This is a genomic window from Nocardia asteroides, from assembly GCA_019930625.1.
GTDB classification, from domain to species: Bacteria; Actinomycetota; Actinomycetes; order Mycobacteriales; family Mycobacteriaceae; genus Nocardia; species Nocardia sputi.
Map to the genome: position 1 here is coordinate 3607290 of CP082844.1, position 16629 is coordinate 3623918.

Below are 16629 nucleotides of genomic sequence, written 5' to 3' on the forward strand. Positions count from 1 at the left end.
GGGGAGTATGGGGTCGTCAGAGGAGCAAACGACGGAAGCCGCCGTCGAAGAACGTCAGCGCTCCGGTGGCGGCCGGTTCGGCAGAGCGTTCGGCGTGCACGACCTCACCGATCACGATGCTGTGGTCGCCGCTGTCGAAGACCGTGTCGAGCTTGCATTCCAGGCCCGCGGCCGCGTCCGCCAGCATCGGCGCCGCGGTGTGCGGGCCGGGGAACCACCCGACCCGGTCGAATTGCGCGCTGCCGTCGGGGCGGGTGGAGTCGGCGAAATATCGCGCCACGGCCTCCTGCCGCGCGGAGAGCGCGGAGACGGCGAACGCGCCCGCCTCGTGGATCGCCCGGTGCAGACGTGCCGTGTGGGCCACGCACACCAGGATCAGCGGGGGATCCAGGGAGACGGACGTGAACGCGTTGGCGGTCATACCGTGTGGCCGTGGCCACCCGGTGGTGACCACGGTGACACCGGTGGTGAAAGCGCCGAGCCCGCGGCGCAGCTCGGCGCTGTCGGTCATGAGCGGGCAGCCTCCGTCACCAGCTCGGCGGGCTCGTCCTCGTCGGGAGCGACGGGACCGGACTGCGCCGGCGCGCTCGGCGCCGCGCCGCGTTGCCGCCACCACTCGGCGATGCCGCGTGCCCACCAGTAGACGCCGCGAGCGCCGCAGACGACGACCAGCGCGATGAACAACCCGTAGGAGATGTGCAGCGCGGTGACCACGCCGTACATGATGCCGACCGAGGCGCCGAACATGATCTGCTGCTTCTTGCCCGACGGGGTGGTGCCCGGATCGGTGACCATGTAATTGGTGAACAGCACGAATGCCAGGCCGGTCATCATGCTCAGGCCGGCCAGGATCGAGATGTTCGGCTCGATGATCCCGCGCACGATGGCCTGGAGTGCGAACGCGCCCACCCACGCCATGATCAGCGGCATCTTCAGCGTCAGCTTGGCGTTCAACAGGGTGCCGGTCATCAACAGGCCGAGCACGATGAGCGCGTCCGCCGGGCCGGAGATGTACTCGGTGAAGTGGTAGGGCGGCGCGACCGAGATCATCGGGAACACCAGGAAGCACACCACCACGCCGAAGTTCGACGGGTTCATGAAGTGGCGCACCTTGCCGTTGATCTTGGCGCGCAGCACCCACTTCGTGCCGACAGCGACCACGATGCCGAAGATCACCGGCCACAGCTTGTCGTGGGCGAAGGTCAGGAAGTTGAACGCCAGACCCGTGATGTGCGCGGGGAGCAGGAACTCGAACAGCCCGCGCGGCCCCCGGCCCAGGAAGGCGGGCGACCGCTTGTACGCCCAGGCCGCCAGGACTTCCAGCCCGATCTCGGTGGAGTACGCGGTGGCCAGCGCGATGAACGGCCACAGGAACGGTTGCTCGAAGCCGAGCAGCGGGAATCCGATCAGATTGAAGATCGTGATCGAGATGGCGAAGTTGCGCAGCGCCAGGTAGCGCGTGTCCTTGGTCGGCGCGGGGGTTTCCACCCACTCCTTGGCGAATTCGGTCCCCGAACGCTGAACGGCCGAGATGCGTTCGGCGGCCGTCGTTTTGCTCTCCGGGGCAGCGCCGTTGCCTGCCGCGCCGTTGGCGGCCGCGCCGTTGGCAGAGGCGCTGCCGTTGCCTTCGATCGCCGCGGTTTCGTGCTGCCCGTTCGACGCGGCTGCCGCGTCGCCCGGATCCTTCTTGTCGTTGTCGCTCATCGCTGCTTGACCTCCTGCGCGTTCGAGGCGAGGTTCACGGTGTGCCAGCCCGGCGCGAGCTGGAGGGTTTGTTCGTGCGGGGTGCCGTTGGTCTCCCGCCAGCGCAGCACGACGTTCAACGGAGCGGCCGGATCGACCTCGCCGAGGCCGATGTGTACCTCGGTGGCGCGCTTGCCGGTGTGCCCGCTACCGCCGTCGAGGTGGCTGGTGAGCAGGCGACCGTCCGCCGTGCGCACCTCGACCTGGGCGTCCACCGCCGGAACGCCCTGGACCGGAAGGCCGGCCGCCGTCATCGTGGTCGTGGTGCCCTCCCAGACCGGCTTGAACAGTTTCAGGCCGAGGAACTGGCCGTTGTCCGCCTTGTTGTTGTGGTAGAAGGTCGGATCGCCCCACTGGCGGGCGACGGCGAAGCTGAGCGCGCCGTTGCCGGAGGTGTCGCCGACGGCTATGCCGCGCGAGGGGATCGGGGTGTCCATGCCGAGCGCGTGGGTGAGGTTGGCGAACTTGCCGTCGTCACCGCGGCTGAAGAAGCCGACCGGATCGCTGCCCGCCAAGTCGGCGTCCTCGCCGATGATCGGCCAGGACCACGGGTACTTGGTCAGGTCGTCGTTCATGGTGCCGAGTTCCTGGATCTGCGGCCACCGGTTGACCTCGCCCTTGATCATGCCGGTGGACTGGACCACCTCGTTGCGACCGTCGTTGTCGAAGTCGTTGATCTTCGCGTCCCAGCCCCAGGTCTCCCAGGCCAATCCGACGTCCGTCGCGCGATTCTCGAACGGCGCGACGCCCTCGGCCAATTGCCGCGCCGCGTCGGCGGTGTCCTCGGCCGTGTTGTAGAACGCGAAGTGCCCTTCCATCAGAGCGAAGCGCACCGCGATGTTGCTGACGAACAGGTCCGGCATGCCGTCGCCGTTCATATCGCCGAAGTCGGCCGCCATGCCCTTGTCCGAATCATGGCCCAGCACATACGACTTCGGGTCGGTGAGCCCGCGCTCGCCCTCGGCGAATCCGAAGCGGATCCGGCCCGGCGTGGACTCGTTGACGAACAAGCGGTCGCGTCCGAAGTCGTTGGCCACGTACAACTCGGGCAGTTGGTCGCCGTTGAGGTCGGCCGCGGCCGCCGCCAGCGCCCATCCGGTGTCCATGCCGATCGGGAAGGGGTTGGCCACCTCGCGGTAGTCGGCGGTCGGTTCCTCGCCCGCCTTGGCGGAGGCCAGGGTGAAGATCCGGTCCTTGCCGCCGTTGCGGGCGTTGGACAGCGAGTCGGTCATCCACAGCGCGAGCTGGCCCTCCTCGGAGAGCACGTCCATGTCGTTGAAGTACTGGCCCAGGTAGATGTCCGGCTTGCCGTCGCCGTCGAAGTCGGAGACCGAGACCGCCGCGGTGATCCAGCGCTCGCCCTCGTAGTGCCCGTCGGGGGTGTTCGGCGAAGCGACGATGTCGATCGGGCGGAAGGCCTTGGCGTCCAGGCGGGTGGCGTTGGCGCGCTGCAGGTACAGGATCGGCGTGCGGCCGTAGTACGACACCAGCGCGTCCATCCGGCCGTCACCGTTGAAGTCGCCGGGAACGCAGCCCGAGGGCACCGTGGACGAATCCGCGGGCAGCGGCTCGGGGTCGAGCACGAAAGGCTCGTACCGGCTGGTGTTGCTGTCCGGGGTCGGCGTGATGAAGGCCGTGTCCGAGCGGGGATCGACTACGCACAGGTCGTCCGCCAGCCGGTTGCCGTCGAGGTCGTTCATCGCGATGGCCGCGCCGACCGAGGAGATCCAGGCCGACAGGTGCTTGTACGGTTCGCGCAGCTCACGGATCTTGCGGTCGGTCGGCAATCCCTTGGGCAGCGCGATCGGCATCGCGGTGAAGTCGAACTTGCTCGCGATCGGCCCGCCCGCCACGTCGTGCGTCGGCAGCAGCGCCGAACGCGCGGGAATGAACAGCGAGCCCATCAGCAGCAGGGATACCGCGGGGACCACCGCTTTTCGGAGGACGGATCGGTTGATGGGAATTTTCACGAGTGCTGCTCCTCATGGGCGAGAGTGAATTGCTGTCCCGCGGTGTCCGCGAGTCCGTCGAGCACCTCGCGCAGCGTGGCCAGCGCTTGGTCCATTTGCTGCTCGGTGTGCCTGCAGTTGATGAAGAACCGCAACCTGGCCTCCCCGGCCGGGACGACCGGGTGGGTGATGGCGTTCACGCTGAAATCGCGCTGCAGCATGGCCAGTGCCGCGAGCACGGCGGGTTCGTCGGCGCCGGTCATGACCGGGATGATCGGCGAATCCGACGACATGCCGATGTCGAAGCCGTATTCCTCGGCGCGGCGGTGGAAGTACTCGCTGTTGCGCCGCAACTGGGTCACGCGTTCGGGCTCGTCGCGCAGCACCTCGAGTCCGGCCAGTGCCGCGCCGATGGCCGACGGGGCGGGGGCGGCGGTGTACATGCTCAATCCACCCGCGACGTACTTGAATCCGTCGACCAGTTCCCGGTTGCCCGCGAGATAACCGCCGACGCTGCCGAGGGCTTTGGACAGCGTGCCCATCCAGACGTCCACCGCGTCGCCGGGCAGGTCGAACAGCTCACGCACGCCGTGCCCGGTGGCGCCGAGCGTGCCGAACGAATGCGCCTCGTCGATCATGATCGAGCAGTCGTAGCGCCGGGCCACCTCGATGATCTCGGGCAGCCGGACCACGTCGCCGTCCATGCTGTAGAGGCCCTCGATGATCACCATGGCCCGGTCGAAGCTGCGGCGCGACATCTTGAGGATGGTCTCGAGCGACTCCGGATCGTTGTGCCGGAAGGAAACCCGCTTGCAGCGCGACCACTCGGTGCCCGAGACCACGCTGTGGTGGATCAGCGCGTCGCACACCGCGAGATCGCGTTTGCCGAGCAGGAAGCCGACCGCGGCGGCGTTGGTGAGGTAGCCGCTCGCGGTCACCAGGGCCGCCTCGGTGTCGTAGACGCGGGCGATCTCGGCTTCCAGCTCGCGATAGATCGGCAGCTCGCCCGCCACGATGCGGACGGCGGCGGCGGAGGTGCCGTACCGATCGATCGCGTCCTTGGCGGCTCGGCGCACCCGCGGGTCGGCGGCCAGGTCCAGATAGCCGAAGCTGCTGAAGTTGACCACGTCCCGGTCGGCCATCCGCGTCACCGCGCCGCTGATGCCCTCGTGCGGCAGGTAGTACGGGTTGATCAGGCCCACCTGCCGCACCCAGGCGTCGAATCGCCCGAACCGCTGCCCGGCCTCGAGCACGCCGGGGTGATCACGGAAGGAGGTGTGCGCGGCCCCGCGCGGCGCGGTGCCGCCGTTGGCGGGGGCCGGGGTGGGGGTGGCGGAGCCGTTCGTAGCTCGTGCGCCGTTGGTCGTCGCCGGGGCGGCGCTGGTCTCACCGCCCGCGTGCCTGGCCAGCAGTGCGCGGGCCAGCTCCCGGGGGTTGTTGTCGGTCATTCGTCCTCGCTCCTCGCCGCGCGCTCTTCTTCCTGGGCAATCTGCTCGGCAATTCGCGCGCCGAGCCCGCGCAACGTCAGTCCGATCACGGCGAGCACCGATAGCTGGGTGCCGAGCACCTGCACCACGCGGGCCCCGAACTCCATGCCCATCAGCGAGTCCATGCCGAGTTCGGGCAGCGGGGTGTTCAGGTCCACCGTCTCGGCGTCGACGCCGAGCACCGCGGCGAGCTGTTCGGCGAGCAGGTAGGCCACCACCTCCCCGCGCTGTTCGACACCCAATCGCAGGATCTCCGCCCGCAGCGCACCCGCGCCCGACGCTCCGCCGCCCGCGGCCGCCACCTGCTCGGCGAAACGCGGCGTGCGGGTGGACGGGCGGTGCGCCAGCGCCCACTGGCTCCAGTCCACGTCGAACAGCACGATCTGCGGCAGGTCCAGCCGCAGGCACTCGCCGAGCAGATCGGTGGCCACGTCCATGTCCACTGAGCGGTAACCGGTCATCTCCGCGTACCGGCTGACCGCCTCGTAGTCGGCCATGCCGCCGCCACCGCTCATGAAGCCCCAGTTCACCGTCAGTGCGGCCGCGCCACGGGCGCGGCGGGCGGCGGCGATCATGTCGAGCACCGAATTGGCCGCCGCGTAACCGAATTGGGGCGAGATGCCGACAATGCTGCTCGCCGAGGAGAACAGCACGAACATGTCCAGATCGATGCCGGCGGCGGTCACCGCGGTGTCCAGGTTGACCGCGCCCGCGACCTTGGGCCCGAAGATCTCCGCCAGCGACTCGACGGTGATCTGCGGGACCTCGAGGTTGTTCACCACACCGGCGGCGTGGAAGATGCCGCGCAACGGACGGCCGCAGGCCTGGATGCGCTCGATGAGCGCGGCGACGGCGTCGTAGTCGGCCATGTCGATGCGTTCCTCGACGACTTCCACGCCGGCGGCGGCGAATTCGGCGACCGCGGCGCGGGCCGCGTCCCCCGTGGCGCCGCTGCGCCCGGCAAGCACCAGGCGACGCGCGCCGATCCGCACCAGCCAGCGCGCGGTCGCCAGCCCGAACGCGCCGAAGCCGCCGGTGACCAAGTAGCTGGCCGCAGGGTCGATCGGCAGGCTCGGCCGCTTCGCCAGCACCGTCGGTTCCGGTTCGCGCAGGTCGAGCACGACCCGGCCGATCTGCTTGGACCGCACCACCGTTTCGAACGCCTCGGCGGTCGAATCCAGCGTGAACGCGGTGTAGGGCAGGTAGTCGTAGGTGCCTTCGTTCAAGGCGTCCATCGCCCGGCGCGCCGCGCGCCGGACCAGTTCGGGACGCACCGCAAGGGCGCGGTCCATGTCGACGGCGAAGAACGACAGATTCCGGTCGAACGGGCGCAGGTCGATCGCCCCGCCGCCGTAGATGTCGGCTTTGCCGATCTCGACGACCCGGCCGAATTCGGCGGCCACCCGCAGGTTCTGCTGGAGGATTTCACCGGGGGAGGAGTTGTAGACCACGTCGACGCCGCGCCCGCCGGTCAGCGTGAGCACGTCGTCGACGAAGCTGATCGAGCGTGAGTTGACCACCTCGTGCGCGCCCGCCGCCGTGGCCACCGCGCGGCGCTCGTCCGAGCCCGCCGTCGCGATCACCCGCGCGCCGAGGCGCACCGCCACCTGGACCGCGGCCATGCCCATGCCGCCCGCCGCGCCGTGTATCAGCACCGTCTCACCCGGTTGCAGGTGCGCCAGTTCGCCGAAGGCGAATTCGGCGGTGAGGAAGGGCAGCACCGAGCTGGAATGGCAGGGGTCGAGCACGGAGTCGGGGTAATTGAGGGGCATCGTGGCTCCCTCGTCGGGCCGGAGTGTGACGTGGCGGCGCAACAGATCCCTGGCGCACACCGACATCTGGTCGCCGACGGCGACATCGGTCACCCCTGGACCGACCCGCTCGATCACGCCGAATCCGTCCATGCCCAGCTCGGTGCCGAAATACGTTCCGGCCAGCTCCTTTTCGGTGAGCACGCCGAGCGCCTTGAGCGCGTCCTTGTAGTTGAGGCCCACCGCGTCCATCCGGATCTCGACCTCACCGGGGCCGGGCGCGACCCGATCCACCGCGCGCCACGTCAGGTCCGACAACAGCCGTGAGCGCCCGATCTCCAAGCGGAACGAGGTTTCCGGGCCGGTCAGCGGTGCGGCCTCGTCCCAGACCGCCAGATGGTCGCGCAGGGACTTGCGCAGGTGCAGCGCCCAGCACGCGCCCGCCCGCAACGCGACCTCGTCGGCGCGTCCGTCGCCGAGCACCTGCTCGATGATGTCGGCGGCGCGTGTGGCCGGTTCGGTGTCGACCAGTCGCCAGTGCACCGCGGGTTGCTCGTTGCGCAGGGTGCGCCGGGCGCCGGTGAGCGCCGCCTGCGCCGGATGCGCGAAGGCGTCGATCGGCAGGCAGAACGCCTGCTCGGTGACCACCACGGCGCGTACCTCGGCCGCCGGGGCGTCATCTTCGTCTTCGCCGACCACCAGCTCGCCGAGCGCCTTGGCGACCAGCGCGAGCCCGTAGGCATTGGGCACCGCGTCCAGCTCGGCGCCGGACACCACGACCACGCGGCTGCGTGTCACGCCGGGCCGCTCGTGGGCGGCCCGCAGGGTCGCGAGGACGCGCCGCGCGGCGGCCTCCTCCGGTTCCAAGGTGAGGATCTCCGACGCGGCTCGGGCGCTGGCGATTTCCTTCGCGCGCTGGGAGACGGTGCTGCCCAGGCTGATCACGAGCAGGAACTCCTCCGCGCCCACGGGTTCGTCGACGGCCGTGGTGTCGTCGACGATGGACCACACCGGCTCGTAGAACAGGCCGTCGAGCTGGTCGTGCAGATCCGGCTCGGCCGCGAGACTGGCGAACCGCACGCCCGAAAGCGTCAATGCGACACCGCCTTCCGGTGAAGCGACGGTGATGTCGGCGCACAGCGGGTCGCCGTCCACCCGGCGCACCAGCACGACCGCCCGCTCCGGCAGCGGCCCGGTCCAGCGGACCCCGGCGACCGAGGACGGCACCACGACGCTCGCGCCGCGCGCGGTCTGGGCGTACAGGGCGGCGAAGCATTGCAGCGCGGCGTCCACCGCCGCCGGGTGGGCCAGATGCGGCAGGCTCGGCGCGCGACCGGCCAGTGGCGTGAGATCGAGCCGGGCCAAGACGGAGTCGGCCCCGACTTGCGCCGCGGTGATCAACCGGAAACTCGGGCCGTAGGCCAGGCCGTGCGCGGCGAGGCCGTCGTACAGCGTCGCCGCCGCCACGTCCACCGCGTCCGCCGCCGGGGTCAGGTCGATCGTGCGCGCGTCGACGTCGGCCTCGATCAGCCTGCCGTGCGCGTTGACCGTCCAGGTGGTCGCCGTCGCGGCGCGCGAGCGCAGCGTGAACCGGTGGGTGGTCTCCTCGACGGTGAGGCGCAGTACCGGCACGTCGTGCTGCCCGATCACCAGCGGCGCGACGAACTGCACCGACTCCAGCCCGAACGTGGTGCGGCCGGTGCGCACCGCGACGGCGCTGAGCGCGGCGTCCAGGTAGGCCGCGCCCGGCAGCACGACCGACCCGTCCACGACGTGATCCGGCAGCCACGGCAAGGCGGCCACGGACAGCTCGACCTCCCACTCCGGCGCGGACGCCGCCGTGCGCTGACCGAGCATGACGTACCCGTCGACGGCGCCGACGCGGTCCGCCTCGATCGCGGGGTCCTCGGTCCACAGCGTGCGGCGCTGCCACGGGTAACGCGGCAGATCCACGTGCGCGACAGGCGTTCGGGGGGCGCCGGGCGCGCGTGTGGTGTCCAGCCCGCCCACCTGGTACAGCTCGCCCACCGCGCGCAGCAGGTTGTCGCGATCGTCGGCGTCGCGCGACAGCGTGCTGATCGCCGCGCCGTCGAGGCCGCGGCGCACGAACGCCTCCTTGATGTTGCCGCTGAGCACCGGGTGTGGTCCCACCTCCAGGAACACCCGGTGGCCCGCGTCGAGCAGGCTGTCAACGGCCGCGCCGAAGCGCACCGGCTCGCGCACGTTTCGGCACCAGTACTCGGCGTCCCAGTCCGGGCCGGACAGTTCGCCGCCGGTGACGGTGGACCAGATCGGCACGCGCGCGGGCTGCGGCGTGAGGCCGGCCAGCGCCGTGGTGAGGTCGCCGAGGATCGGGTCCATCAGGTGACTGTGGTAGGGCACCTCGACACGCAACGCCTTGGCGAAGACGCCTTCGTCGGTGAGTTCGGCCCTGATGCGGTCCAACTCGGTCGAATCACCCGACAGCGTCGCCGCGGAGTGGCTGTTGACCGCCGCGACGCAGACGCCCTCGACGCCCGCGAGACGCTCGTTCAGCTGCTCCTCCGAGAGCCCGACGGCGAGCATGCCGCCGGTGCCCGCGGTGGTGGCCTGCAACCGGGCGCGGTGACAACTGACCAGCAGGGCGTCGCGCAGTGACAGCGAGCCGGAGGCGTAGGCCGAGGCCACTTCCCCGACGCTGTGGCCGACCACCGCGGCGGGGTGGATGCCGGCTTCGGCGAGTTCGGCCAGGAGCGCGGCCTGGACCAGGAAGTTCGCCGGCTGCGCGTACTCGGTCCTGGTGATCCGCGACTCCTGCTCCGGGCGCAGCAGTTCCTCGACGATCGACCATCCCGCGATCTCGCGGAAGATCTCGTCGATCGACCGCGCGGCGGCGGCGAAGTGCCCGTCGGCCTCGAGCAGGCCGCGGGCCATGCCCCACCACTGCGGGCCCATGCCGCTGAACACGAATACCGGCCGGGTCGACCCGTCGGTGAGCGCGCGGACGGGTGTCTTGCCCGCTCCCACGGCGAAATCGGCCAGCTGCGCACGCAGGTCACCGGTATCCCGGTAGGCGAACGCGGCGCGGATCGGATGATGCGCGCGCTGGACCCACGCGGCCTCGGTCACCACGTCCACGGGGGCGGTCTCGGTGAGGTCGTGCAGATGTGTGGCCATCGTGCGCAGCGCGGTCTCGTTGCGGGCCGACAGCGGCAGCACGGTGATCGGTGTGCGCGCGGCCTGCGCGGGCGTCGCGGGGACCTCGGGCGCGCGGGTGAGGATCGCATGGGCGTTGGTGCCGCCGTAGCCGAAGCTGTTGACCGCCACCGCGGCCCGGCCGTCGCCGTTCGGCAGCGGTTCGGTCTCCAGCGGAATGCGTACGCGCAGTTCGTCGAACCGGATCTCCGGGTTCGGGTTGTCCAGCCGCAGTTGCGGGGCGATGACGCCGTGGTGCAGGGTCAGCGCGGCCTTGATGACGCCCGCGACGCCCGCGGCGGCCTCGGTGTGCCCGATGTTGTTCTTCACCGAGCCGACCGGCAGTGGCTCGTCGCGGCCCTCGACCGCGCCGTACACCGCGCCCAGGGCGGCCAATTCGAGCGGGTCGCCGACCGGCGTGCCGGTGCCGTGCGCCTCCACGAAGCGGATGTCGCGGGCGTCGACGCCCGCCAGCCGGTGCACCCGCCGGGCCAGGGCCTCCTGCGCGACCGGGTTGGGCACCGGGATGGCCAGCGTGCGGCCGTCCTGGTTGACGCCGCTGCCGCGCACCACCGCGTAGATCCGGTCGCGGTCGCGCACCGCCGCGTCCAGCGTCTTCAGCACCACGGCGCCCGCGCCCTCGCCGCGCCCGTAGCCGTCGGCGGCCGCGTCGAAGGACTTGCACCGGCCGTCCACCGCGAGGAAGCGCCCTTTGCACATGGAGATGAACGCCTCGGGCCGCAACATCGCGTTGGCGCCCCCGACGATCGCCGTCTCGCACTCGCCCGCTTCCAGCGCGAGCATCGCTTGGTGCAGGGCGACCAGGGAGGACGAGCAGGCGGTGTCGATGGTCATCGTGGGCCCGAGCAGGTCCAGCAGGAACGCGATGCGGGCCGACAGCAGCGTGTGCGAGGAGCTGGTCGGGCTGTGACTGTTGATGGAGGCCCGGGAGATCGAGCCGCTGCGCACCAGCGCGTTGTCGTTCATGAAGCCGCCGACGAACACGCCGACCTCACGACCGCTGACCCGGCCCGCCATCCCCGCGTCGTCCAGCGCCTCCCAGGCGACCTCGAGCAGCAGCCGCTGCTGGGGGTCCATGATCGACGCCTCGCGCTGGGAGATGCCGAAGAACTCGGCGTCGAACTCCCACAGCGACTGGGTCAGGAAGCCTCCGTGCCTGGTGTACATCCGGCCCGGCGCGTCGGGGTCGGGGTCGTAGAACTTCGCGAGATTCCAGCGGTCCGCCGGTACTTCCACGATCCCGTCGCCCTTGTGCACGACGAGATCCCAGAAAGAGTCCGGCCCGTCGATGCCGCCCGGAAAACGGCAGCCGATACCGACAATTGCTACATTGGGCATGCAAAAACCCCTGATGCTCGGGCATTCGAAAGCGCCGCCGGTCGGGCGTCGGCGTCGACGAATCAGCGTGGAGACGACCGGATTCGCGACGCCGGGTAAACCTGTTCGGCCATGAGCGTCGCCCGGAGGTGAAGTGGTTCCGCGGTAGGAGGTCAGTGTCCACCCATGGTAGGAGGCCCGATTCGCGAAGGTCAATACGGAATCGAGCCGTCGGTAATCGAAAAGCATTGTCCGACAGGTAAAGAGAACTCCATCATCAATGCAGGTAGAAGCGGGTATGACAGTATTATTCCGCTGTTATTACACGGTTATTGGCCAATTAAATAGGATGGATTACATTGTTATTCCGTCGTTTTCGAGAACATTCAGCGCCCGAAGCTGTTGAGTAGCGGCTCGATTCGTGCCTACGATGACGCGTCGAATGCGCACCGAGGTGAAAGGTGATGGGCGTGAATCCGTACAACACCGGGCAGTTCCGTATCGAAGCGGAGGCCGAGCCCATCGAAAGCCTCGCCTGGCTGATCGAGTTCACCGAGCAATACATCGCGGGGTGGAACAGTGGGGACGGCGCGGCGGTCGCGAAATGCGTCACCGAGGACACGATCTGGCACGACCCATCGCTGGACGCGCCCGCGTACGGGCGGGCGGGCGTGGAGAAGTTCGTCGCCGACACGGTGCGCTCGTTCCCGGACGTGGCCTACACCAACCCGTTTCCGCCGGTGCTGGCCGCCGACGACCGGATCGCGCTGGTGCCGTGGCGGATGACCGGCACCCATCTGGGCCCGATCGACCCGCCAGGCTTCGGCCCGACCGGCAAGCGCATCGACCTGCTGGTCATCGACGTCTGGCAGTTCCGCTCCGGGCTGATCTGGCGCAGCCAGGCCACCTGGGACCTGACGGAGATGCTGCTGCAGTTGGTTCTGATGCCGCCGCGCGGAAGCGCCGCGGAGCGCGCGATGGCACGCGCCCAGCGGCTGAGGTCCCGGCTGCCGTTCTGACCGGCATTCGCCCCGTGCCGGCGTTCAGTCGCCGGACTGGGCGGCGAAGCGCTCCACCGCGAGCAGAACCGACGCGCCGACGGTTTCCAGCTCGGCGCCCATGCCGACGAGAAGATTCACGATCGCAGGCACCAGAACCTCGAGCAGGCCGTCGTCGCCCAGGTGCCCGGCCATCTCCAACTGGACGAAGCCGAACAGGCCCATCCACAGTTGCGCCGCGGCGGAGCGGACGTCCGCGGTGTTGATCAACCCGGCGTCCTGAGCGCGCTGCACCGCGCCGACCACGTGGTCGAAGGTCTCCGTGTAGTGCTCGAACTCCGAATCGTGCCCGGCCACGAGCACATTGCCGCGGTTGATCTTCATATCGATACGCGTCCCGGTGCCGAACATCAGCCCGAACAGCTCCGGCCTGCGCTGGGCCTCGTCCCGGAATACGAGGCCGAGTACGAGCAGATCGGTGATCGGCTCCTCGCTCACCCCCGCCGCGGTCATGCGCGCGGCCAACCGCGCGAAGCCGGCGGAACCGGCCGCGCGGATCAGGCCGGGCATCCCGCCGAAGTTGGAGTACACCGCCATCGTGGAGACCCCGCACATTCGCGACACGCGGCGGACGGTGAGCGCGTGCAGACCCTCGGTCGACACCACCTCGACTGTCGCGTCGATCAGGCGATCGCGCAGGGCGGTGTTCATCGCGTCCGTTCCGGCGGCTGGGCGCACGGCTAGTTCAGTTGTTCCGGCAGTCTGCTTGCTCATCGTTTCCGTTTCCCCAAATACGGTCAAGCCGTGACGCGTAGGTCTGCTGGTGCGCTGTCCTCGGGAAGGCGGTACCGCGGCTCGGCCGAGGACGCCTTGGTCGTGGTCACCGCGAAGACGGCCGGTAGCGGCGCGGACGCTCGTGGCCGGATCGCTCGGCCCGGCCTTCGCGGTACCGGGGAAAGGGCGTGGGTTTCGATCGATGCACCGTCGATTCGCTCGGACAGGGAAGCTGATCGTGGTTCATCGCGCACAGATTTCTCCGTTCTTGCCGCACGAACGGGCGGACAGAGCATGAGGTGGGACCGCGTTCGCGGGCTACGAAGAGCAGGTGCACCCGCCGAGAGGTGCGTGTCGGAGGTGAGTGTCGTCACTGAAACTCTATGTGATAGAGGGTAACACCCACGCTGGATCAGCCGAATGTTTTGCGGCATTCCGGAATTCGCCGGGACACGCGCTATTGTGCTGATCGACGAGCGAAGCCGCTTAGTTCTGGATTCGGTGACAATTGGTCTGCGAATCCGTCCTGTGATCGGCATATGTTGTCGCAAATGGGACAAGTGGGACCTGCGCTCGGTGCAGTAAAGAGTGGATCGCGTATTTGTCAAGATCGACCTCGAACGTGCTGATGCGGGACAAGTGACTCGCCGATCCGGAGCAGGGCCGGGACGGGCGAAGCCGCCGAGGGGATGCCGCGTCGCGGTCATCAGCTGCCGCCGGGTCTGGAGAGCGCGGTCACAAACATCCGGCAACGGTATCGTCAAGCGGGACAGATAGTGGGCGGGAGGTCGGTCGATGTCGTCATCGATTCCGGGAGTCGTCGCCTGGCCTGCGATCTGCCTCGTCGCCGCGGTCGTCGCGTTCCGGCTGATGCTCCTGCGCGACACGGTCGTCGACCAATTGGTGAATCGCCTGTTCGTCTGGGGTCTGCTGAGCCTGCTGCTGTACCGGTGCGCCATGACGCCCGCAAGCGCGAGTCCGGCGCACCAACTCGCCCTCGACTGCACCGTGATGTCCTCGATGTGCCTGCAAAGAGTCGTCCGCGTCTGGGCCGCGGACGTGGAGCCGGCGGCGGTCTGGCGCAGGCACCGCGTTTGCTGCGATCGCCGCCGCGTCCACCGCCGTGATCCTGCTGGCGGGCGCATCGGCTCGGCGCGAGGGGAGGCTCGTCGACCTGACGCCGGACGTGGAAGGCCTGGTGGTGTGGACCGCGTTCGGACTCCCACTGCTGATGAACATCTGGCTGTCGGCCCGTATGTGCCTACCGGAGTTGCGGTCCGACGGCATCGGCCCGGCGGGAAAGCTGGTGTGCGGGCGATGATCTGGGCCGCGGCGGGATCTCACCGCCGCGGTCACCGAGATCGTGCTGCCGCCCGCCCCGACGAGCGGGTCGACGCGAGTACCCGGCTGATGCGGATGACGGTGGAAATCCAGGACGCGCTGTCGCAACTCGGTCGCTACGCCCCGGCGACCGCGGGCTGGGATGTCCGCTGACCGACTACGCACACCGAGTGGCGTGCGCGGTAATCGCACGGAAGGCGGGATCGGCGCCGCTCGCGTCGACCTCGGTCCAGCCGCCGGTCCCCGCGGCGGATTTCGACGCCGGGCTGCGGCGACTGCTCGATCTCGCCCGGGTGTGGCCGACCGCCCGCGCTGCGGCCGGGGCGGCGCCGGCCCTGGTGGCGGGCTAGAGCACCGCTTGGGTCTGGGTGACCTTCGCGACCAGCTTGTCCGCGTCGTCCCGGATCACCGTCTCGACCACGATGAACGAGCGTCCGGCGTGCAGCGGCGCCGCGGACGCGATGGCATGGCCGGCGCGGACCGCGCGCAGGAAATTCGTCTTCGACTCCACCGTGGTGGTGCCCTGCTTTCCTTCGGGCAGATTCAGGAACGCGCACACCGCGCCGGTGGCGTCGGCCAGCGACATCAGTACCCCGCCGTGCAGCACGCCGCCGAGCGTGCACAGTGATTGGTCCCAAGCCAGGCGGCTACGGACCAGTTCGGGTCCGTGGGCGAGCACCTCGACGCCGAGGCGCTCGGTGAACGGCATGGTCTGGTGGAACAGCGCGGTGCCCGTCTCATCGATCATGGCCGCGATCCTGCCCGCCACCGGTCGCCGAGTCGATTACCTTGCGGGTAATCGTCAGTGCGCCAACTGTCTCCGGTCTCGGCGGCGGTGGGCCCACACGACCGCGACGACCGACAACGCGGTCGATCCGCCGCAGGCCATGACGAGTCCGGGCGAAGAACGGTCCACGAGCACGCCACCCGCGAGCGCGCCGAGCGAGATCGTCGCTTGGAAGGAGGCGGTGAACAGCACCGAGGCCGCTTCCGGTGCGTCCGTGGCCGCTTTCGCGAACCATGCTTGCGAAGACACCGGCACCGCGCCGTACCCGACGCCCCACACGACGAGCAGAACCGCCGCGCCGAACGACCATTGGCCCAGCCAGGGAAGCAGCAGTGTGGCGGCCGCGATCAGCGCCGTGGCTGCGGCGAGGGTGGCGCGGGGTCTGCGCGCGATCGAGGCCCCGCCGAGGAAGTTGCCGCACATACCGGCCGCGCCGTAGACGAGCAGGAGCAAGGTGATCGTGCCGGGGCCGACCCGGGTGACCTGCTCGAGGAATGGCGTCACGTAGGTGTATGCGCCGAAATGGGCCGAGACGACGAGGAATGTCACCAGCAGGGCGAAGTGGATACCCGGGCGGCGCAGCAGGGTACCGAGAACCGCGGCCCGGGTGACCTGTTCGGCGCGCAGCGCGGGCAGGAATGCGATCAACATGGCCAGCACGACGGCCGCGAAGGCGCCCACCACGAGGAAAGTCGTTCGCCAACCGGCGATCTCACCCAGCAAGGTACCCGCGGGGACGCCGAACACGGAGCCGAGCGGCACCGACGAGAAGATCACGGCGTTGGCCTTGGCGACCGAGTCCGCGGGTACGAGCCGTTCGGCCAGTCCGGCCGCGATGGACCAGAAGCCGCCGATGGTGATGCCGACGAGGATCCGTGAAACCAGCAGCACCCGATAATCCGGTGCGGCCGCGGCCAGCGTGTCGGCGAGCACCAGCAGCAGCATGAACAGGCACAACATCCGCCGTCGATCGATGCCTGCGGTGGCGACGGTGACGACCGGCGCCGCCACGGCGGCCACCAGCCCCGGCATGGTCATCATCAGGCCGGCCATGCCATCGGAGACGGTGAAGTCGGCGCCGATCGAGGTGAGCAGCCCGATCGGCAGGATCTCGGTGGTGACGATCGAGAAGATCCCGAGCATCACCGCGACAACCGCGGGCCAACCGGTGGGTGCGCTGCGGGCGGTGCGTTCAGTGGTGCGGAGTGTGGACACGGCGTCGAGTCCAGCAGCTCCGCGGCATCCGAGCTGGCGAGTTCCCGACAGCACCGTCGGCGCCCGGCCGCG

The 16629-nt window shown here is 69.5% G+C and carries 12 protein-coding genes; 4 read left to right on the forward strand and 8 right to left on the reverse strand.

Going from position 1 to position 16629, the window contains the following annotated elements; all coding sequences use genetic code 11:
• Window positions 1–16: 16 nt before the first annotated feature.
• The 5 genes from K8O92_16545 to K8O92_16565 are packed head-to-tail and all read right to left on the reverse strand — an operon-like array spanning window position 17 to window position 11463.
• Complete coding sequence (locus K8O92_16545) at window positions 17–511, reverse strand: flavin reductase family protein (protein UAK35287.1); 495 nt, start codon at window positions 509–511, stop codon at window positions 17–19.
• Window positions 508–1704 carry an RnfABCDGE type electron transport complex subunit D gene (locus K8O92_16550; protein ID UAK35288.1) on the reverse strand — a complete coding sequence of 399 codons (1197 nt, stop codon included), beginning with the start codon at window positions 1702–1704 and terminating at the stop codon, window positions 508–510. Before K8O92_16550 ends, K8O92_16545 begins: the two co-directional genes overlap by 4 nt.
• Window positions 1701–3713 (reverse strand): CRTAC1 family protein, encoded by a 2013-nt coding sequence (locus K8O92_16555; protein UAK35289.1) that lies wholly within the window; start codon window positions 3711–3713, stop codon window positions 1701–1703. The genes K8O92_16550 and K8O92_16555 overlap by 4 nt, the downstream gene beginning before the upstream one ends.
• The gene (locus tag K8O92_16560) at window positions 3710–5140 is read right to left on the reverse strand and encodes an aminotransferase class I/II-fold pyridoxal phosphate-dependent enzyme (protein UAK35290.1); all 1431 of its coding nucleotides are present in this window, start codon (window positions 5138–5140) and stop codon (window positions 3710–3712) included. Before K8O92_16560 ends, K8O92_16555 begins: the two co-directional genes overlap by 4 nt.
• Window positions 5137–11463 (reverse strand): SDR family NAD(P)-dependent oxidoreductase, encoded by a 6327-nt coding sequence (locus tag K8O92_16565; GenBank protein UAK35291.1) that lies wholly within the window; start codon window positions 11461–11463, stop codon window positions 5137–5139. The genes K8O92_16560 and K8O92_16565 overlap by 4 nt, the downstream gene beginning before the upstream one ends.
• A 443-nt stretch (window positions 11464–11906) precedes the next feature.
• Between K8O92_16565 and K8O92_16570 the strand changes: the two genes are divergently transcribed.
• Complete coding sequence (locus tag K8O92_16570; GenBank protein ID UAK35292.1) at window positions 11907–12461, forward strand: ester cyclase; 555 nt, start codon at window positions 11907–11909, stop codon at window positions 12459–12461.
• Between the two features lie 24 nt (window positions 12462–12485).
• On the opposite strand, the gene K8O92_16575 is transcribed toward K8O92_16570, so the two are convergent.
• Complete coding sequence (locus tag K8O92_16575) at window positions 12486–13214, reverse strand: TetR/AcrR family transcriptional regulator (GenBank protein UAK35293.1); 729 nt, start codon at window positions 13212–13214, stop codon at window positions 12486–12488.
• Window positions 13215–14337: 1123 nt separating this feature from the next.
• Between K8O92_16575 and K8O92_16580 the strand changes: the two genes are divergently transcribed.
• Genes K8O92_16580 through K8O92_16590 form a run of 3 tightly spaced genes read left to right on the forward strand, consistent with a single transcriptional unit; the run spans window position 14338 to window position 14905 of the window.
• Window positions 14338–14535: a hypothetical protein gene (locus tag K8O92_16580; GenBank protein ID UAK35294.1), complete on the forward strand. Its 198-nt coding sequence runs from the start codon at window positions 14338–14340 to the stop codon at window positions 14533–14535.
• On the forward strand, window positions 14532–14708 hold the full coding sequence (locus K8O92_16585; protein ID UAK35295.1) for a hypothetical protein: 177 nt from the start codon (window positions 14532–14534) through the stop codon (window positions 14706–14708). The genes K8O92_16580 and K8O92_16585 overlap by 4 nt, the downstream gene beginning before the upstream one ends.
• A 17-nt stretch (window positions 14709–14725) precedes the next feature.
• Window positions 14726–14905, forward strand: a complete 180-nt coding sequence (locus K8O92_16590; protein UAK35296.1) for a hypothetical protein — start codon at window positions 14726–14728, stop codon at window positions 14903–14905.
• On the opposite strand, the gene K8O92_16595 is transcribed toward K8O92_16590, so the two are convergent.
• Entirely contained in the window at window positions 14902–15303 is a 402-nt protein-coding gene (locus tag K8O92_16595; GenBank protein UAK35297.1) for a PaaI family thioesterase, read from the reverse strand. The genes K8O92_16590 and K8O92_16595 overlap by 4 nt on opposite strands.
• Before the next feature lie 54 nt (window positions 15304–15357).
• A complete protein-coding gene (locus tag K8O92_16600; protein ID UAK35298.1) occupies window positions 15358–16557 on the reverse strand; it encodes an MFS transporter in 1200 nt (399 codons plus the stop codon).
• Window positions 16558–16629: the final 72 nt, after the last annotated feature.